The sequence below is a fragment of the Lysobacter defluvii IMMIB APB-9 = DSM 18482 genome, assembly GCF_000423325.1.
Lineage (GTDB): Bacteria > Pseudomonadota > Gammaproteobacteria > Xanthomonadales > Xanthomonadaceae > Novilysobacter > Novilysobacter defluvii.
In genome coordinates this window covers 114,393-133,440 of the sequence record NZ_AUHT01000006.1, presented here as the reverse complement: position 1 = coordinate 133,440, position 19,048 = coordinate 114,393, and the positions used below count along the sequence as shown (strand labels likewise).

19 protein-coding genes are annotated in these 19,048 nt (G+C 70.9%); 15 read left to right on the top strand and 4 right to left on the bottom strand.

Going from position 1 to position 19,048, the window contains the following annotated elements:
- Positions 1–28 precede the first annotated feature (28 nt).
- A complete protein-coding gene (locus tag G545_RS0105075) occupies positions 29–1,768 on the top strand; it encodes an EAL domain-containing protein (protein WP_081677735.1) in 1,740 nt (579 codons plus the stop codon).
- On the opposite strand, the gene G545_RS13615 is transcribed toward G545_RS0105075, so the two are convergent.
- The 4 genes from G545_RS13615 to flgA form a co-directional block, all read right to left on the bottom strand.
- Positions 1,769–3,040: an ATP-binding protein gene (locus tag G545_RS13615; protein WP_154656517.1), complete on the bottom strand. Its 1,272-nt coding sequence runs from the start codon at positions 3,038–3,040 to the stop codon at positions 1,769–1,771.
- Positions 3,037–3,393 carry a flagellar protein FlgN gene (locus G545_RS13610; protein WP_407059625.1) on the bottom strand — a complete coding sequence of 119 codons (357 nt, stop codon included), beginning with the start codon at positions 3,391–3,393 and terminating at the stop codon, positions 3,037–3,039. The genes G545_RS13615 and G545_RS13610 overlap by 4 nt, the downstream gene beginning before the upstream one ends.
- The gene (gene flgM / locus G545_RS0105060; protein WP_027069445.1) at positions 3,390–3,707 is read right to left on the bottom strand and encodes a flagellar biosynthesis anti-sigma factor FlgM; all 318 of its coding nucleotides are present in this window, start codon (positions 3,705–3,707) and stop codon (positions 3,390–3,392) included. Before flgM ends, G545_RS13610 begins: the two co-directional genes overlap by 4 nt.
- Positions 3,708–3,783: 76 nt before the next feature.
- The gene (gene flgA / locus G545_RS0105055) at positions 3,784–4,416 is read right to left on the bottom strand and encodes a flagellar basal body P-ring formation chaperone FlgA (RefSeq protein WP_052347268.1); all 633 of its coding nucleotides are present in this window, start codon (positions 4,414–4,416) and stop codon (positions 3,784–3,786) included.
- Between the two features lie 147 nt (positions 4,417–4,563).
- Between flgA and G545_RS0105050 the strand changes: the two genes are divergently transcribed.
- The 14 genes from G545_RS0105050 to fliD all read left to right on the top strand — a co-directional run bounded on the left by G545_RS0105050 (position 4,564) and on the right by fliD (position 19,036).
- A complete protein-coding gene (locus G545_RS0105050; protein WP_027069443.1) occupies positions 4,564–5,490 on the top strand; it encodes a chemotaxis protein in 927 nt (308 codons plus the stop codon).
- A 131-nt stretch (positions 5,491–5,621) separates the two neighbouring features.
- The gene (gene flgB / locus G545_RS0105045) at positions 5,622–5,984 is read left to right on the top strand and encodes a flagellar basal body rod protein FlgB (protein ID WP_027069442.1); all 363 of its coding nucleotides are present in this window, start codon (positions 5,622–5,624) and stop codon (positions 5,982–5,984) included.
- 11 nt (positions 5,985–5,995) lie between these two features.
- Positions 5,996–6,403, top strand: a complete 408-nt coding sequence (flgC, locus tag G545_RS0105040; protein ID WP_027069441.1) for a flagellar basal body rod protein FlgC — start codon at positions 5,996–5,998, stop codon at positions 6,401–6,403.
- Between the two features lie 19 nt (positions 6,404–6,422).
- Positions 6,423–7,085 (top strand): flagellar hook assembly protein FlgD, encoded by a 663-nt coding sequence (locus G545_RS0105035; protein WP_027069440.1) that lies wholly within the window; start codon positions 6,423–6,425, stop codon positions 7,083–7,085.
- Positions 7,086–7,115: 30 nt separating this feature from the next.
- Positions 7,116–8,336 carry a flagellar hook protein FlgE gene (gene flgE / locus G545_RS0105030; RefSeq protein ID WP_027069439.1) on the top strand — a complete coding sequence of 407 codons (1,221 nt, stop codon included), beginning with the start codon at positions 7,116–7,118 and terminating at the stop codon, positions 8,334–8,336.
- 33 nt (positions 8,337–8,369) lie between these two features.
- Entirely contained in the window at positions 8,370–9,116 is a 747-nt protein-coding gene (locus G545_RS0105025) for a flagellar basal body rod protein FlgF (RefSeq protein WP_027069438.1), read from the top strand.
- Between the two features lie 24 nt (positions 9,117–9,140).
- On the top strand, positions 9,141–9,926 hold the full coding sequence (flgG, locus tag G545_RS0105020) for a flagellar basal-body rod protein FlgG (RefSeq protein ID WP_027069437.1): 786 nt from the start codon (positions 9,141–9,143) through the stop codon (positions 9,924–9,926).
- A gap of 5 nt (positions 9,927–9,931) precedes the next feature.
- Entirely contained in the window at positions 9,932–10,684 is a 753-nt protein-coding gene (locus tag G545_RS0105015; RefSeq protein ID WP_036136823.1) for a flagellar basal body L-ring protein FlgH, read from the top strand.
- A 10-nt stretch (positions 10,685–10,694) separates the two neighbouring features.
- Positions 10,695–11,810, top strand: a complete 1,116-nt coding sequence (locus G545_RS0105010) for a flagellar basal body P-ring protein FlgI (RefSeq protein ID WP_052106689.1) — start codon at positions 10,695–10,697, stop codon at positions 11,808–11,810.
- A gap of 6 nt (positions 11,811–11,816) precedes the next feature.
- On the top strand, positions 11,817–12,914 hold the full coding sequence (gene flgJ, locus G545_RS13605; protein ID WP_052106691.1) for a flagellar assembly peptidoglycan hydrolase FlgJ: 1,098 nt from the start codon (positions 11,817–11,819) through the stop codon (positions 12,912–12,914).
- 2 nt (positions 12,915–12,916) lie between these two features.
- Positions 12,917–14,800 carry a flagellar hook-associated protein FlgK gene (flgK, locus tag G545_RS0105000; RefSeq protein ID WP_027069434.1) on the top strand — a complete coding sequence of 628 codons (1,884 nt, stop codon included), beginning with the start codon at positions 12,917–12,919 and terminating at the stop codon, positions 14,798–14,800.
- Positions 14,801–14,823: 23 nt separating this feature from the next.
- Positions 14,824–16,017, top strand: coding sequence for a flagellar hook-associated protein FlgL (flgL, locus tag G545_RS0104995; RefSeq protein WP_036136825.1), 1,194 nt, complete (start codon positions 14,824–14,826; stop codon positions 16,015–16,017).
- 232 nt (positions 16,018–16,249) lie between these two features.
- Entirely contained in the window at positions 16,250–17,461 is a 1,212-nt protein-coding gene (locus tag G545_RS0104990; protein ID WP_027069432.1) for a flagellin, read from the top strand.
- A gap of 225 nt (positions 17,462–17,686) precedes the next feature.
- On the top strand, positions 17,687–19,036 hold the full coding sequence (fliD, locus tag G545_RS0104985; protein ID WP_052106694.1) for a flagellar filament capping protein FliD: 1,350 nt from the start codon (positions 17,687–17,689) through the stop codon (positions 19,034–19,036).
- The last annotated feature ends 12 nt before the right edge of the window (positions 19,037–19,048 follow it).

Below are 19,048 nucleotides of genomic sequence, written 5' to 3'. Positions count from 1 at the left end.
AGCGGAATCCAGGACCGGGACCGCGGCGATGACGAGCGAACGCTACGACGAATTCGGGCACGTCTCGCAGGACCCGGTCTCGGGCGTGCACCGGCTGGGTGCCAATGGTCCCAGCCTGACCACCGCCCTGGCCGCGGCCAGCGCCACCCGCCGCAAGGTGGCGCTGCTGCACATCGACATCGACATGTTCCGTTCGATCAACGTGAACATGGGCGAGGAAGTGGGCGACCAGGCGCTGGCGGCGATCGGCCAGCGGCTGCGCCAGGCCCTGCCGCCCGATGCCTGGCTGTGGCGCCGCGGCAGTGATGAATTCGTCGCCGGACTCGGGTATCGCGAGGGCGAGCCCGACGGGACCGCCGTGGCGGACGCGCTGCGCGACGCCTTCGACACCCCGCTGTACCTGCCGCCGTACACCATCCCGGTGACCCTCTCGATCGGCGTCGCCGTCTTCCCCGACCACGCACGCAACTCCGCCGAACTGCTGGCGCGCGCCGAGCACGCGCTGTTGCAGGTCAAGGAGGAAGGCCTCGACAGCGTGGCGCTGTACGAACAGCGTGATGCACGGCTGCCCGTCGGCGACGGCTTCGCCGCCCGGTTCACCGCGGCGCTCGAGGAAAACGAGCTGGAGCTGCACTACCAGCCGACCGTGGCCGCGACCGACGGTGGCATCTGCGGCTTCAGCGCCCTGCTGCGCTGGAACCATCCCGAGCGCGGGGTCCTGCTGCCCAACCGTTTCATGGACATGGTCGAGCGCGTCGGCCTGGCCCAGCGGCTGGGCTGGCGGACCACTGCCGAGGCCATCGGCCAGCTCGCCCGCTGGCGCGCGCAGGGGCTGGACTACCTGGGCGTGGCGGTGCACCTGCCCGAATCGCTGCTGGCCGACCACGACCTGGTCGACCGGCTGGGCGCGCTGATGCACGAGCACGGGCTGCCCCCCGCCGCGCTGGAGCTGGAGATCCCGGAACAGGTGCTGGCCCAGGACACCCGCCAGGTCTTCCTCAACCTGGCCGGCCTGCGCGAGTTGGGGGCCACGCTGACGATCATGGACTTCGGCCTGGGCGGGCTGAGCCTGTCGGCGCTGGCCCAGCACCCGATGGACCGACTGAAGATCGACCGCAGCTTCATCCGCAACGCGCCCAGCGACACCCGCAGCGCCGCGATCGTGCGCGGCATCATCGCGATGGGCCACCGGCTGGAGATGAAGATCATCGCCAAGGGCGTGGAGAACGAGGCCGAGCTCGGCTTCCTGCGCCGCAACCAGTGCGACTTCTTCCAGGGCTTCCTGTTCGGTGCGCCGCAGCCGGCGCACCAGCTCGACGAGCTGATCGGCCGCCGCTTCCCCAAGCCGGAGGCCTTCGCCAGCGAGCGCCCCGAGCGCACCCTGCTGCTGGTGGACGACGAGGAGAACGTGCTGCGCTCGCTGGTGCGCCTGTTCCGCCGCGACGGCTACCGGGTGCTCGCCGCCAACAGCGTGCGCGAGGCCTTCGACCTGCTGGCCTCCAATCCGGTCCAGGTGATCGTGTCCGACCAGCGCATGCCGGACATGAGCGGCACCGAGTTCCTCGGCCGGGTGCGCGACCTGTACCCGGACACGGTCCGCATGGTGCTGTCGGGCTACACCGACCTGAAGAGCATCACCGAGGCGATCAACCGCGGCGCGATCTACCGCTTCCTGACCAAGCCCTGGGACGACGACGAGCTGCGCGGGCACATCCAGGCCGCGTTCGCCGACCACGAGGCGCGCGCGCGCAAATCCGCCGGTTTCTGATCAGGCCTCGCCGGGCGCCTGGGCGCGAGGCTGGGTCACCGGCAGCACCACGCGGAAGGTACTGCCCACCCCGAGCGTGCTGGACACCTCGATGCGCCCGTTGTGCTTGGCGATGATGCCGTAGCAGATCGCCAGCCCCAGCCCGGTGCCGTGACCGACCGGCTTGGTGGTGTAGAAGGGGTCGAAGATCCGCTCGATCACCTCCTTCGGCATCCCGGACCCTGAGTCGGTGATGCTGATCCAGGCCTCGCCGTCGCCCGAGCCGGTCGCGATCACGATGGTGCCCTGGTCGTCGATCGCCTGGCCGGCGTTGATCAGCAGGTTCATCAGGACCTGGTTGATCTCCGAGCGGTGGCACTCCACCAGCGGCATCGGGGTGAAGTGCTTCTCGATGCGCGCCTTGTACTTGAGGTCGTTCCAGACGATGTTGAGCGTGGACTCCAGGCCCTGCTGCAGGTCGGCGGGGCGCATCGGCGCATCGCGCTCGACGTGGGAGAAGTCCTTCAGGTCGCGGACGATGCGCGTGACCCGCTCGATGCCCTCGCGCGACTCCTTGAGCAGCGGCGGCAGGTCGCCGGCGATGAAGTCGATGTCCAGCTGCTGCCGCGTGGCGGCCAGGGACTCCCGGTGGCGGACCGGATCCTCGTCCTCCATCGCCTCGGCGTACGCGTCGATCAACCCGAACAGCGCGCTCGTGTACTCCTGCAGCGTGCCCAGGTTGGAGTGCACGTAGCCGATGGGGTTGTTGATCTCGTGGGCCACGCCCGCGGCAAGCTGGCCGATGGAGGCCATCTTCTCGGCCTGCAGGAGCTGTTCGTGGGTCCCGGCGAGCTTCTTCTTCGCCCGGCGCAGGGCATCCTCGCGCTTGGCGCCCGCGGTGACGTCGCCGAACACCGCCATGCGCTTGGGCGGTTCGGCGCCCAGGTCGCAGTACAGCTTGATCTCGAGCACGACCTCGGGGTCGCCGACGGTGACGCGGCCGCGCCAGCGGCCCTCGTCGCAGGCGGTGTCCCAGCCGCCGTCGGGTACCAGCGCCAGGAGCTGGCGGGCGGCCTCGCCGGCGGGATGGATCGACGGGCGCGCCGCCTCGACCGGGTCCTCGCTACCGCCGGCCAGCCGCCGTGCGATGCGTCGGGCCGCGCTGTTCTCGTGGAGGGGTTCGCCTTCAGGGTCGAGCAGGACGACGGCCGCGTCGGCCATCGCCAGCGCCCAGCGCGCGTCGGCGCTCCAGGCGGAAGGATCCGGTGCTTCGTCGGTCGGCTGCTGGCTCATCCCACTCCGAGGCTTCGGGCCTGTGCACGCGCGGTGGACCTGCCACCCGCATCGTACACGCCCGTCGCTTCGGTGCGGCCCAGGTGCCGCAGCGCCCAGGTGACCTCGCGCCGGCGCCGTGCCAGCAGCACGCTGTTGGCGCGGTTGAATTCGCTCAGGGCGCTCACCCGCGCGCCCGCGGCGGCGTCCAGCGCCTGGCCCTCGACCTGGCGCAGCGCGGCCAGCTTGGCCCGCGTGGACTCCAGCAGGGCACCGACGTCGTGCTCGAGCAGCGCACGACGCTCGGCCTCCAGCGCGCCCTCGAGCGCGTCCAGCGGATCAGCGGGAGCCAGCGGCTGCGCCATCGCGTTCATTTCAGCAGTTCGTTCTCGAAGGCCAGCAGCCGGTCGGCGATCTGCTGCGCGTCGATGCGGTAGCTGCCGTCGGCCAGCGCGGCGCGCACCTGGTTGACCTTCTCGACGTCGATCGACGCCGGGGCGCTGCCGATCTCGCGCTGCAGCGCCTGCAGGCCGGCGGCCTCGCCGGTCAGGCGCATGCTGTCGATGGCCGGCGAGGCTTCCACCGGCTGCGAGCGCTCGGCGCCGGCCAGGCCACGCGCCGGCGTGCCGGCACCTGCCTCGACGCCGCGCGCGATGGCCGGCGGCACGCCCTGGATCTTGTGGTTCATGACACGCTCCTGATTGCTCGGTCAACCCGGGTAACGACCGTCGCACCGGCAACTTTAGCGTCGTCGCACTTCCCGTTCAGCGCATCACCTCCACCACTCCGTCGCCCACCAGGCGCCCGCGCACGATGCGGCGCGAGCCGGTGTTCTCCACCGCGACTGTGTCCCCCGGGGCGGCGCGCCCGAGGGACCGTCCGGGCATGCGCACCTCGATCCCGCCCTCGCGCGAAACCAGGACCACCGGATCGCCCCGCTGCAGCAGGCGGCCCTCCGCGAGGTCGCCGCCGGCAAGCGCGGCACCAGGGGCCAGCGCGCGCGTGGCGGTCTGCCCCACGACCTGCTCCGGATCGACCCAGTCACCGGGGCTGGCGGCGCCGATCCCGCGCTGGCGCACGGCCACGTCCGCGGCCGTGATCGCCTCCCCGGCCGCGACCGGACGGGTGAGCACGGCGACCTGCGCCTGGCGGCTGACTCGGACGGGTACATAGATCCGCCAGCCGGGCGCGTCGTTGCACGCCACCTGCACCGTGCGCGGACCGGTCGCCGACGCGGCCAGCGGCGTGCTGCAGGCCGCCAGCCGCAAGGCCTGGTCGACCCGCGCCTCCGACGCCGTGCCCTCCAGGCCCAGTGCCGCCAGCGCCGCGGCCTCGATATCGGCCGGAGGCGTGATTTCCTGCGCCACGGCGCGTCCGCCCGCGAGCAGCAGGAGCATGGCGACGAGTACAGCAACGGGTCGAATTACGGTGGCAAGCATCCTGGCCTTCCGGAATGGACTACCCGCCGCCATGCAATCCCCGTGCCCCGCGATGCCGGGCGCACGCTCGTTCAAGTCCGCGCGCGGGTGGCCGTCAATTGCGGCATGAGCCAGCAACTGCTTGACCGCATCGACCAGCGCACCCGGCTGGCCGGCCACAACCGGCTGGCCCTGCTGCTTTTCCGCCTCGGCGCGCGCCAGCTTTTTGGCGTCAACGTGTTCAAGGTGCAGGAAGTGATCCCGCGCCCGGCGCTGTTCACCCTGCCCCAGCTGCCCCGGGCCTTCAGCGGCGCGGCGGACGTGCGCGGGCGGACCGTGCCGGTGCTGGACCTGGCGCGGGCGGTCGGCCACGACACCGGCGGCGCCGAGCCGGGCTACCTGGTGGTCACCGAGTTCAACCGCAGCGTGCAGGGCTTCCTGGTCGCCGGCGTGGACCGCATCGTCAATATCGCGGTCGAGGAGATCCAGCCGCCGCCGGACATGGGCCGAGAGGGCCACTACCTCACCGGCGTGACGCGCTACCAAGGCGAGCTGATCCAGCTGATCGACGTCGAAAGCGTGCTGGCCGAGTCCGCGCCCCGCGGCAGCGACCTGGATGCGATCCGGCCGCTCGGCAAGGTGGCCGGGCGCAGCGACGAGGTGCTGGTGGTGGACGACTCGCGGGTCGCGCGCAACCAGATCCGCCAGGTGCTCGACCAGCTCGGCCTGCGGGCCACGCTGCTGTCGGACGGCCGGCAGGCGCTGGAGCACCTGCGGCAGCTGGCCCAAGGCGGCATCGCCCCGTCGAGCCGCTATGCGATGGTGATCTCCGACATCGAGATGCCGTCGATGGACGGCTACACCCTGACGACGGAAATCCGGCGCGACCCGGCCCTGTCCGACCTGTTCGTGCTGCTGCACACCTCGCTGTCGGGCGTGTTCAACCACGCGATGGTCGAGCGCGTGGGCGCCGACGACTTCGTGCCCAAGTACTCCGAAACCGAGCTGGCAGAACGCATCGCGGCCCGCATGGGGGCAATGCAGGCCGCCTGACCGTCATTCCCGCGGACGCGGGAATCCATGCGGCAAGTCCCTGGATTCCCGCGTGCGCGGGAATGACGGAGTACCCACTTCTGGCACGCGAATTGCCTGACCCACGGGGAAGAACCGTCCCGGAGGGTCCGATGTCCGATTTCCTTGGTATCCATGGCACCGCCCTGGCGCTGCGCGAGCAGCGGCTGCAGGTGCTGGCGGCCAACATCGCCAACGCCGACACCCCGGGCTACCGGGCGCAGGACGTGGACTTCAACGCCGCGCTGCGCCTGGCGACCTCGTCGCTGCAGTCCCCCGGTGCCGATCCCATCGCCGCGGCCGTCGACGCCGCGCGCCATGACGCGCCTTCCTCGCAGCCCAGCCTGGACGGCAACACCGTCGATCCCGAGCGCGCCCGCGCCGGCTTCGCCCAGGCGGCGCTGGAGTACCGCGCCTCGATGTCCTTCGTCGAATCCAAGGTGCGCGGGATGCTGACCGCGATCACCGGGCAGTAGGGGGCCGCCGCATGAGCAACCTGCCCATCTTCGACGTCGCCGCCGGTGCCATGACCGCGCAGTCGGTGCGACTGAGCACCGTGGCCAGCAACCTGGCCAACGCCGATTCGGTCGCCGGCAACCCCGACGAGGTCTACCGCCCGCTGCAACCGGTGTTCGCGGTGCAGCCGGTCGCCGGCAAGCCGGAGCTGGCCGGGGTCGGCGTGCTGGAGGTCACCGAGTCCGACGCCGCCCCCATCCGCCGCTACGAGCCCGGCCATCCGCTGGCCGACGGTGACGGCTACGTCTATGCCCCCGCCGTCGACCCGGTCGCGCAGATGGTCGACATGATCTCCGCCTCGCGCAGCTACCAGGCCAACGTCGAGGTCTTCAACACCGCCCGCGAGCTGGCCACCGCCACGCTCGGGATGGGCAAGTGATCCCTGACCGGAGCCCGCGATGACCGCGATCGGCAGCACCCGCAACGACAATCCCTGGGGCGCCCTCGCCGCCCAGGCCCCGCAGCGCGACACCAACCTCGGCCAGGCCGACTTCCTGCGCCTGATGACCGAGCAGCTCAAGCACCAGGACCCGCTCAACCCGCTGGACAACACCCAGTTCCTCGGCCAGCTGGCGCAGTTCTCGACCGTCCAGGGCATCGGCGACATGCAGGCCGCCATGGGCTCGATGGCCAGCGTGATGGAGTCCGACCAGGCCCTGCGCGCCGCCGCGCTGGTCGGCCACGACGCGCTGGTCGATGCGGAAACCGTCGGCCTGGCCAAGGGCGCCGGGATGTCGGGCGAGATCCTCGCCGACGCCTCCGGTCCGCTGACGGTGGAGATCGTCGACGCCGCCGGCGCCACCGTGCGCCGGCTGGAGCTGGAATCCGACGGTGCCGACCCGGTGCCGTTCGCCTGGGACGGCCGCGCCGACGACGGCTCGGTCGCACCCGCCGGCGAGTACACCATCCGCGCCACCGCCGGCGCCGGGGAGGACACCCGGTCCCTGCAGGCCCGCCTGGCCGCGAAGGTCGAGAGCGTCTCCATCGAGGCCACCGGCCTGGTGCTGAACCTCGAAGGCCTCGGCAGCCATCCCCTTTCCTCGGTCCGCCGCGTCGGCTGACGACGCACCCCAACACCCAAGGAGCACGCCATGAGCTTCCACGTCGCCCGCAGTGGCATGAACGCCGCCACCCAGGACCTCAACGTCACCTCGCACAACATCGCCAACTCCAACACGACCGGCTTCAAGCAGTCGCGCGCCGAGTTCGCCGACCTGTTCCCGGTCTCCACCTACGGCCTGTCGGGCAACGCCGTCGGCGCCGGCGTGAAGCTGGCCACCGTCGCCCAGCAGTTCGGCCAGGGCAACGTCGAGTTCTCCGGCCGGGCGCTGGACCTGGCGATCAGCGGCGAGGGCTTCTTCACCCTGTCCGACCGCGGCGCCACCGTGTACTCGCGCGCCGGCAACTTCGGCGCCGATGACGAGGGCTACGTCGTGAACCCGGCCGGCCACCGCCTGCAGGTGTTCCCGCCCAACGCCAGCGGCACCGGCTTCGACACCGGCCGCCTGGGCGACCTGCAGCTGGCCACCGGCGACGCCCCGCCGCGCGCCAGCAGCCGCGTGGGCATCGGCACCAACCTGCCGGCCAACGCCGAAGTGCCGGCGGTCAGCCCGTTCGATGCCGCCGACCCGGACAGCTGGAACCAGACCACCTCGCTGACGGTGTACGACTCGCTCGGCGCGGCGCACACCCAGACCCTGCATTTCGTGAAGACCGCCAACCCGAACGAGTGGCAGGTGCACACCTCCATCGACGGGCAGCCGGTCGGCGCCCCGACCACCCTGCAGTACTCCGACACCGGCACCCTCGCCTCGCCTTCGCCGGCCACGGTCGCGCTGGACGCCTTCGATCCGGGCAACGGCGCCGCGCCGATGCAGATCAGCCTCGACATGGGCGGCTCGAGCCAGTACGGCGACCGCTTCTCGGTGTCCTCGCTGTCGCAGGACGGCCACGCCACCGGGCGGTTGACCGGCATCGAGGTTACCGGCGAGGGCGTGGTGCAAGCGCGCTACACCAACGGCGTATCCACCCCGCTGGGCCAGGTGGCGATGACCAACTTCGCCAACCCGCAGGGGCTGCAGTCGATCGGAGACAACGCCTGGGCGCAGACCGCCTCCTCGGGCGACCCGCGCGTGGGCACGGCCGGCTCCTCCGAGTTCGGGCTGGTGCAGGGCGGTGCGCTGGAGGCGTCGAACGTCGACCTGACCGAGCAGCTGGTGAACATGATCACCGCGCAGCGGAACTTCCAGGCCAACGCCCAGATGATCTCCACCCAGGACCAGGTCACCCAGACGGTGATCAACATCCGCTGAGGCGGTAGCCGGTAACCGGAGGGACGCGCCATGATCGACAAGGCCATGTACGTGGCGATGACCGGTGCCAGCGCCACCCTGCGCTCGCAGGCGGCGGTCTCGCACAACCTCGCCAACGCCGACACGGTCGGCTTCCAGGCCACGCTGGCCGGCACGATCGCCAGGCAGGTGGAGGGCGAAGGGCATGCCTCGCGCACCGCCGCCAGCTTCCAGCCGTTGGGGGTGAGCGCGGCGCCGGGTGCGATCAACGCCACCGGCAACCCGCTCGACATCGCCCTGGACCAGGACCACTGGCTCGCGGTGCAGGCGCCCGACGGTGGCACCGCCTACACCCGCGCCGGAAACCTGACGCTCACGCCCAACGGGCTGCTGACCACCGCCTCCGGCCTGCCGGTCCTGGACCAGCAGGGCGCCCCGGTGGCGATCCCGCCGCACGAGCGCCTGCACATCGGGAACGACGGCACGATCTCGGTCGTACCGCTGGGCGAACCGGCCGCCAACATCGCCGAGGTCGCCCGGCTCCAAGTCGCCAACACCCCGACCGCCGCCCTGCAACGCGGGGAAGACGGACTGATGCGCCTGCCGCCCGGCGCCGAACCGCTGCCGCCCGCCGCCGGCGAGGTGCTGACCACCGGCGCGCTCGAGCAGAGCAACGTCGACGCGACCGGCGCACTGGTCTCGATGATCCAGCTGCAGCGCCAGTTCGAAATGCAGGTACGGGTCTTGCAGAGCAGTGACGAGAACGCGCAGGCCGCCAATTCCCTGCTGTCGGCGCGCTGACCCGAACACCCGGAGGACTGACCGATGACCCAGGCCCTGTGGATCGCCAAGACCGGCCTCGACGCGCAGCAGACGCGCATGGCGGTGATCTCCAACAACCTCGCCAACACCAACACGACCGGCTTCAAGCGCGACCGCGCCAGCTTCGAGGACCTGCTCTACCAGACCGTCCGCCAGCCCGGCGGCGCGACCAGCGAGCAGACCCAGCTGCCGTCCGGCCTGTCCACCGGCACCGGCGTGCGCGTGGCGGCGACCGCAAAGCAGTTCACCCAGGGCAACCTGTCGCAGACCGGCAACGCGCTGGACGTGGCGATCAACGGCCGCGGCTTCTTCGAAGTCCTGCTGCCCGACGGCAGCCCGGCCTACACCCGGGACGGCAGCTTCCAGATCAACGCCCAGGGCGAGATGGTCACCAACGCGGGCTATCCGGTGCAGCCCGGCCTGCAGTTCCCGGAGGGCGCGCAGAGCGTGACGATCGGCGCCGACGGCACCGTCAGCGTCCAGGTCGCCGGCCAGCCCGAGGCGATGCAGATCGGCGCGCTCACCATCGCCGACTTCATCAACCCCGCCGGCCTGCAGGCCAAGGGCGAGAACCTCTACGTCGAGACCGGCGCCAGCGGCCCCGCGCAGCTGGGCGCCCCGGGCGAAAACGGCGCCGGCCTGCTGGTGCAGGGCGCGCTGGAGAGCTCGAACGTCAACGTGGTCGAGGAACTGGTGTCGATGATCGAGACCCAGCGCGCGTACGAGACCAACGCCAAGGCGATCTCGACCACCGACCAGATGCTCGGCTTCCTGAACCAGAACCTGTGACGGCCATGAAGCGGATCCTTGTCGCCGGCGCCAGCGCCGCGCTGCTCACCCTCGCCGGCTGCGCCTCCGTGATGGGCGACGTGCGCCCGTTCGAGCCCTACGCCCCGGTGGGCATGGCGCCGGGCATGGCACCCGACATGAACCACGCCGCCGCCCACGCGGCACCGGCCGGCCATCCGCCGCCCGCCTCCCAGGCCGGCGGCTCGATCTACGCCGGCACCGCCCACGCCGCGCCGCGCCCGATGTCGCTGTTCGAGGACAACAAGGCGCGCCACGTCGGCGACCTGCTGACCATCGTGCTGGTCGAGCGCACCTCTTCGTCCAGCCGCGCGCAGACCGCGGTGACCAAGGACAGCGGCTTCAGCCTGGGCGCACCGATCATCGGGGGCCGCCCGGTCACCTACAACGGCACCCCGATCCTGCAGGCCGAGGTCGAGGCCGGCCGCGACTTTGCCGGCGCCGGCGACTCCACCCAGAGCAACCGCCTCGATGGCGAGATCACCGTCCAGGTGGTCCGCGAGCTGGGCAACGGCAACCTGCTGGTCAGCGGCAGCAAGCAGATGCGCCTGAACCAGGGCGACGAGCTGGTCCAGGTTCAAGGCATCGTGCGCACCGCCGATATCGGTCCCGACAACCGCATCACCTCCGACCGCGTCGGCAACGCGCAGATCGCCTATGGCGGCCGCGGCACGCTGGCGCGCTCGAACGCGATGGGCTGGCTGGGGCGCTTCTTCAACTCCGCCGCCTTCCCCTACTGAGGCCACGACCATGCACATCTTCAAGAGCCTGCTGGTCCTCGCCGCCCTGGTCCTTGCCACCGGTCCGGCGCATGCCGAGCGGATCAAGGACCTGGCGCAGGTGGCCGGCGTACGCGGCAACCCGCTGGTCGGCTACGGCCTGGTGGTGGGACTGGACGGGAGCGGGGACCGCACCAGCCAGACGCCCTTCACCGTGCAGAGCCTGAAGACCATGCTCGACCAGCTCGGCGTCAGCATCCCGCCGGGCGTGAACCCGCAGCTCAAGAACGTGGCCGCCGTGGCGATCCACGCCGAGCTGCCCCCGCACGCCAAGCCCGGCCAGGCGATCGACGTCACCGTGTCCTCGATCGGCAACGCCGGCTCGCTGCGCGGCGGCAGCCTGCTGATGGCGCCGCTGAAGGGCGCCGACGGGCAGGTCTACGCGATCGCCCAGGGCAGCCTGGTGGTGTCGGGCTTCGGCGCCTCCGGCCGCGACGGCTCGCGGATCTCGGTCAACGCGCCCAACACCGGCCGCATTCCCAATGGCGCAATCGTCGAGCGCGCGGTCGCCGCGGGCATGGGCGGGGCCGGCGGTGCACCCGGCGTGGTCACCCTCAACCTGCACGAGTTCGACTTCACCACCGCCTCGCGCGTGGTGGAGGCGATCGACCGCGCCTTCGGCCCCGGCCACGCGCGCGCGATCGATGGCGTCACCATCGAGGTCGACCCGCCGATGGGCGACCGGATCGGCTTCCTGGCCCGGCTGGAATCGCTGGAAGTCAGCCCCGGCGCGGCGGCGGCCAAGGTGATCGTCAACTCCCGCACCGGCACCGTGGTGATGGGCGGCCAAGTCAGCGTGCTGCCGGCGGCGGTCTCGCACGGCTCGCTGACGGTGTCGATCACAGAGAACGCGGTGGTCAGCCAGCCCGGCGCCTTCGGCGGCGGCCAGACCGTGGTCGCCCCGCAGTCCACCATCGAAGCGACGGAAACCGGCAGTGACCGCATGTTCCTGTTCGAGGGCGGCAGCTCGCTGGAGGCGATCGTGCGCGCGGTCAACGCGGTCGGCGCCGCCCCGGGCGACATCGTCGCCATCCTCGAGGCACTCAAGCGCGCCGGCGCGCTGCGGGCGGAGCTCGAGGTGATCTGACCCGCCATGCAGCTGCCCTCCGCCACCGCCGTGTCCCTGCAGCAACCCGCTTCGGCCACCTCGCCGGAGCGGGTGCGCACGGCCGCGCGCGAGCTGGAGTCGCAGTTCGCGCGGATGATGATCAAGTCCATGCGCGAGGCGGGCATGGGCAACGCGATGTTCGGCGGCGACACCACCTACCGCGACATGCACGACCAGAAGCTGGCGGACCAGCTGACGAAGGGCCGCGGCTTGGGCCTGGCGCCCGTGATCGAGCGCCAACTCAACCGCAGCCTCAATCCGCCGCCGGCCGCCACCGGCGGTGCCCCGCTTCCGCTCCCGGGCCGCAACGCGGCCGGGGGCATGTCGCTGGGCGCGGCTCCGGTCGCGACCTCCTTGGCGGCCCCTTCGGCCGGCATGCCGATGCCCGCCCGCAACCCGACGCTGGTGCACCGCGGCCTGGTGCAGGACCTGCCGCTGCAGGAGCCCGGCCTGCGCCTGGCCCGCACCGACAGCGGCACCTCCCTGGATGTCACCGCGCCGGTTGCGCCCCCGCCGCTGCCTGAACCCGTGTCGCGTCCGGTGAAGCTCGACGCCAGCAGCCCCGAGGCCTTCGTGAAGTCGATCTGGCCGGCGGCGCAGGAAACCGCGAAGGAGCTCGGCGTCTCCGCCCGCGCCCTGGTCGCGCAGGCGGCGCTGGAAACCGGCTGGGGCCGCAAGCTGGTCGGTGGCAGCGACTCGCACAACCTGTTCGGCATCAAGGCCACCGGCGGCTGGCAGGGCGGCAAAGTCACTTCCGGCACCCACGAGTACTTCGGCGGCAAGCGCGTGGACCTCCGCGACGACTTCCGCGCCTACGACTCGGTGCAGCAGAGCTTTGACGATTACGCCCGGCTGATGCGCAGCAAGCGCTACGCGGGCGCGCTGGCCGCCGGCGACGACCCAGCGCGCTTCGCCCGGGCGCTGCAGAAGGCCGGCTACGCCACCGATCCGTCCTACGCCGCCAAGATCACCTCGATCGCCAACGGACCGACGCTGCGCCGCGCCCTCGAGTCGCTGCCGGCGGACGGCCTGCCGGCCGGTCGCATGGTGGCGATGGCCGGCACCCACGGTAAGCAGGGCTGACGATGAGCTCACTCCTTTCCACCGGCAGCTCCGCCCTGCTTGCCTTCCAGCGGGCCCTCAACACCGTCGGGCACAACGTCGCCAACGCCAGCACGCCCGGCTACAGCCGCCAGCGTGTCGACCTGGAGGCGCGGATCGGGCAGAACACCGGTCCCGGCCAGTTCGGCGCCGGCGTGGACGTGGCGAAGCTGCAGCGCCTGGCCGACGGCTTGGTGCTCGGCCGCCAGCTGGACAGCAGCGGCGAGATGGGGCGCCTGCAGCAGCTTTCCGGGCTGGCGACCCGCCTCGACATGGCGGTGTCGGACAGCGTCAGCGGACTGGCCGGGCCGTGGTCGGAGTTCTTCGGCGCCGCCGAGGGGGTGACCGCCGAGCCGACCTCGCCCGCCGCACGCAACGCGCTGCTGTCGGCCGGCACCCAGCTGGCCACGCGCTGGAACCAGCTCGACCGGCAGCTCGGCCAGCTCGACGGGGAGGTCAACGATCGCCTGGTCGCACAGGTCGCCACCGCGAACCGCCTGGCCGGCGAGCTCGCCCACCTCAACCGCGACATCGCCGCCGCCGGCCCGAACGTCTCGCCCGACATGCTCGACCAGCGCGACCTGCGCCTGGGCGAACTCGCCGGCCTCGTGGGCGTGGAAACCGTCGCCCAGGACGATGGCTCGGTGAACGTCTTCACCACCGGCGGGCAGGCCCTGGTGCTGGGCGCGCGCGCAATGGAGCTGGGGACGAGCCCGGACCCGTATCGCAGCGACCGCCTGCAGCTGTCCCTGCAGAACGCCGCCGGTGAGTCGATGCCGCTGCGCTCGTCCGTGGTATCCGGTGAGATCGGCGGCCTGATGGAGTTCCGCGAGCGCGTGCTGGATCCCGCGCGCGCCGAACTGGGCCGCCTCGCCGCGAGCTTCGCCGAGGGCTTCAACGCCACCCAGCGCGCGGGCGTCGACTACAACGGCCGGCCCGGCGCCGACATGTTCCAGGTCCCTGTCCCACAGGTGGACCGCCACGCCGGCAACCGCGGCGACGCGACGCTGGCCACCCGCATCGGCGATACCGGCGCGCTGACCGGGCGCGACCTGGTGCTGCGCTTCGACGGCGGCAACTGGAGCGCGACCCGTGCCGATACCGGCCAGCCCGTCGCCCTCAGCGGTGCCGGCACCGCCGCGGACCCGCTGGTGGTCGAGGGCGTCGAAATGGTGGTCGGCGGCACGCCGGCCGACGGCGACCGCTTCTCGCTGCGCCCCACCGCCGGTGCCGCCGCCGGGATCAGCATGGTGCTGGAGGATCCCTACGCGATTGCCGCCGCGGCCCCGCTGGAGACCAGCGTGGACGGTGGCAACGTCGGCAACGCGGTTCCCGGTGCGAGCCGCATCACCGACCGCGCGGCCTTCGCGGGGTCGGCAGGCGCGCGCATCGAGTTCATCGATGCCGGCCAGTACACCATCGATGGTGGCGCGCCGATTGCCTGGGAGCCCGGCCAGCCCATCCGCGGCAACGGCTGGGAGCTCGACCTGGGCGGCACCCCGGCCGCCGGCGACAGCTTCGCCGTCACCCCCACCCCGCCGCGCTCTGCCGACAACGGCAACGCCCGCCAGCTGGCCGGCCTCGACGAACTCGACCTGCTCGCCGGCGGCACCCTGGACCTGAACACCGCGCTGGCGCAGTTCACCGGCAAGGTTGGCGGCGAGGCGCGGCACGCCGACCTGGCGCTGGAAGCCCAGACCGCGATCGACACCCAGGTGACCGCCGAGCGCGAGTCGATCTCCGGCGTCAACCTCGACGAGGAGGCCGCCAACCTGCTGCGCTACCAGCAGGCCTACATGGCCGCCGCGCAGGTCGTCGCGACCGCCGACACCCTGTTCCAGAGCCTGCTCGGCGCGGTCCGCCGCTGAGCCACTGAGCGATTGAGGCCGACATGAGGATCTCCAGCAACGGGATGTACATGCAGAGCCTGCAGGCCATGCTGCAGCGCCAGACCGAGCTGGCCCGCACCAGCGAGCAGATGAGCAGCGGCGTGAAGTTCTCGCGGGCGGGGCAGGACCCGGCCGGCGCCACCGCGGCGCAGCGGCTGGACCATACGCTGGCCTCGCTCACCCAGCACGAGAGCAACGCCGGCCACGCCCAGCGCCGGCTCGAGCTGCAGGAGCATGCACTGACCGCCGCCGGCGACCAGCTCGGCCGCGCCCGCGACCTGGTCATCCGTGCCAACACCCCGACGCTGTCCGACCAGGACCGCAAGCTCATCGCCGTCGAGATCCGCCAGATCCGCGGCGAGATGATCGACATCGCCAACCGCCAGGACGGTGCCGGCCGTGCCCTGTTCGCCGGCACCCGTGACGGCGTGGTGCCATTCACCGACAACGCGGGGAGCGTGGGGTACGCGGGCAACGACGGCCGCAACGAGATCGAAGTCGCGCCCGGCCTGCTGGTCGCCGACAGCGACCCCGGCAGCGCCTTGTTCATGAGGATGCCCACGGGCGACGGCATCGTGCGCGCCAGCGCCGGCGCCGCCAACACCGGTAGCGGCGTGCTCGGCAGCGCCGGCGTGGTCGACCATGCCGCCTGGAACGGCAGCGGCATCACGGTCGAGTTCACCGCCGCGGACCAGTACCGCGTGCTGGATGGTGCCGGCACCGAGATCGCCACGGGCACGTGGGAGGCCGGCCAGTCCATCAGCGCCGGCGGCGTGCAGATGAAGATCAGCGGTGCGCCCGCGGCGGGCGACAGCTTCAGCCTCGCCCCCTCGGGCGAGCGCGATGTGTTTGCCACGCTGGACGCCATCGCGGACGCGCTGGAGGCCCCAGGTGCCAACCCGGCCGCCGATGCGCGCCGCACCAACCTGCTCAATGGTGCGCTGGGCGATCTCTCCAGCGGCCAGGAACACCTGCTCGCCGCCCGCGCAGGCACGGGCGCGCGCCTGTCCACGCTGGACAATGCAGCCGAAAGCCGGGAGTCCACCGCGCTTTCGATCGAGTCGACCCTTTCGGACCTGCGCGACACCGATTACGCGGAAGCGGCGACCCGCTTCGCACAGCAGCTGACCGCCCTCGAAGCCGCGCAGCAGGTCACCGTGCGCCTGCAGGGCCTGTCGCTGTTCAACAAGCTGTAGCGCGATCCCACCCTTCAGTTCCGCATGCCTCGTCCGATAACAGGGGCGAGGCATGCGGCCGCCTTTGCGCCTAGCACGAGTTCCAGAAGAAAGCAAAAAAAGTTGCAAATCGCCCTAAAGCCCCCCGGCACCGGGCCGATACCAAATACAGCAGCGGACAGGACCGGATCACGGCAAGCCACTGCGACGCCAACCGGCGCAACGCCGGACTTCCGAATCCAGGAGACTTCAAATGTCTGTCATCAACACCAACGTGATGTCGCTCAACGCGCAGCGCAACCTCGCCACCAACAGCGCGGACCTGGGCACCACCATCCAGCGCCTGTCCTCGGGCCTGCGCATCAACAGCGCCAAGGACGACGCCGCCGGCCTCGCCATCAGCCAGCGCTTCACCACCCAGGTCCGCGGCATGGACCAGGCTGCCCGCAACGCCAACGACGGCATCTCCCTGGCGCAGACCGCCGAGGGCGCGCTCGGTGAGATCGGCAACAACCTGCAGCGGATCCGTGAGCTGGCCGTGCAGTCGCGCAACGCGACCAACAGCGCCGACGACCGCGCCGCGCTGCAGAAGGAAGTCGACCAGCTGAAGTCCGAGATCGGCCGCGTTGCCGAGACGACCAACTTCAACGGGACCAAGCTGCTGGACGGCAGCTTCACTGCACAGTCTTTCCAGGTTGGCGCCAACCAGGGCGAAACCATCGATATCGCCAACATCGCGAATGCGTCCACCGAGGCGCTGGGCACGTGGACTGCCGAGCACGCCGTCGCTACTCAAAGCACGGTCAGCGGTGCCTTCGGGGAAACCGCCGCGGCTACGGACGCTGCGAACACGTTCTCGATCGAGTTGGATACGACCTCGGCAGTCAACATCACAGTCACGACCGGCGAAACCCTGACTGGCGCCGATATCGACGCAGCTCTGCAGAACAACGCAGATACGCTGAGGGATGCGGGTTATACCTTCACCGGCTCCGCGGCCGCCGGAGATCTTAGGTTCTCGAAAACCGATGGCAGCGACATGACCATCGCCGTAACGAACGAGGTCGGCGGTACTCCTGAAGGCGGTTTTGCCAACAACGACACTTTTGCTGCAGCGCATACGAATGGCGAAGCCGCGGGGTCGACCATCACCGGCTTCGCTGGCCTCGATATCTCGACGGTCGAAGGTGCCGACAACGCCATGCTCGCCATGGACGCCGCACTGAAGTCGGTCAACGACGCCCGCGCCGACCTGGGTGCGATCCAGAACCGCTTCTCCTCGGTCGTGACCAACCTGCAGACCGGTTCCGAGAACCTGTCGGCCGCCCGCAGCCGCATCATGGACGCCGACTACGCCAAGGAAACCGCCAACCTGTCGCGGACCCAGATCCTGCAGCAGGCCGGTACCGCCATGCTGGCCCAGGCCAACCAGTCCTCGCAGAGCGTGCTCAGCCTGCTGCGCTGATCACAAGCAGTACTGCGGGAGATTGATGTCTCTCCGAACCGGCCGGTGGCATTGCCACCGGCCGGTTTTCTTTTGCCTGCCCGATACGCGATTGCGGTCACGGAACCGCTAAAGCTTCCATGGCAGGCGCCGTTAGGTAAAGCAGGCCCGGAGGGCACGCCAGGAGAACGCCGGAACGGTTCTTGCTGGTCCGTTTGATCCCCCGGAACACGAACAGGAGGCGCAGTGGCCACCATCTCCAGTCCAGGCGTCGGCTCCGGCCTCGACGTGCACACCATGGTCAGCCAGCTGGTGGCAGCGGAGCGCTACGGAACGGACACGCGCCACGACCGCATCGAGAGCACCGCCAAGGCGCAGATCTCGGCCTTCGGCAAGATCAGCAGCGGGTTGTCAGGATTGCGGGATGCGCTGGCCAAGTTCGAGGGCATGGGCGCGTCGCCCGGCCGCAAGGTGGTCGTCGCCGAAGACGCGGGCTTCACCGCCACCGCCAACAGCAAGGCGGCGCTGGGCAGCTACCGGGTTTCGGTGGAAAGCCTGGCCAGCACCCACAAGCTGCACTCCGCGCCGGTCGCCGGCGATGAGCAGCTGGGCCACGGCACGCTGTCCATCGACTTCGGCGGCGAGGAGCCACTGGCGGTGGAGATCGCCGAAGGCAAGGGTTCGCTGACCGACGTCCGCGACGCGATCAACAAGGCCGCGGAAGGCAAGGGCGTCACCGCCACCCTGGTGCGCGGCGACGAAGGCGACGTACTGGTCCTGGCCTCCACGACTACCGGCAGCGAAGGCCGGCTCTCGATCACCGCGAGCGGGGGTGATGGCGGGCTGGCAGCGCTCGGCACCGAGGGCGGCACGCTGACCGTGGCGGACCCGGGCAACGACGCGGTCGTGGTCGTCGACGGCATCACCCGCACCAGCAGCAGCAACCGCCTCGACGACCTGATCGACGGCGTCACCGTGGACCTCACCGAGGCCAGGCCGGGCGAGTCCTTCAGCCTTGAGCTCAAGTCCGACGCCAGCACGCTGAAGGCGACCATGCTCGGCTTCATCAGCGCCTACAACACCGCGCTCAGCGCCCTGCGCGCGCAGAGTGCGGCCGGCAGCGAGAACGCGGCCGGCGCCGCCCTCAGCGGTGACTCCGCACCGCGCGGCATCACCTCCAGCCTGCGCAACCTGGTCAGCCGGAGCTATGCCGAGCTGTCTGCGCTCGGGCTGGAGACCAAGGTGGACGGCTCCCTCAGCCTCGACGGCGCCGAGTTCGACAAGGCCATTGCCGAGGCGCCGGAAGCGGTCGTCCGCCTGTTCGGCGACGAGGGCAGCTTCCAGCAGCCGCTGAAGGACTCGCTCAAGTCCTGGCTGGGCGACGACGGCCTGATCAAGGGCCGGACCGAGGCGCTGGACACGCGCCTCAAGCGCCTGCAAACCGACCGCGAGTCGTTCGACCGCCGGATCGAGCGCGTGCAGGCCAACTACCTCCGCCAGTTCACCGCGCTGGACGCGATGGTCGCGCAGATGTCGTCCACCAGCAGCTTCCTGGGCCAGCAGCTGTCGCAGCTGACCAACCTCAACGCCAAGTAGCCCCGACCCAGC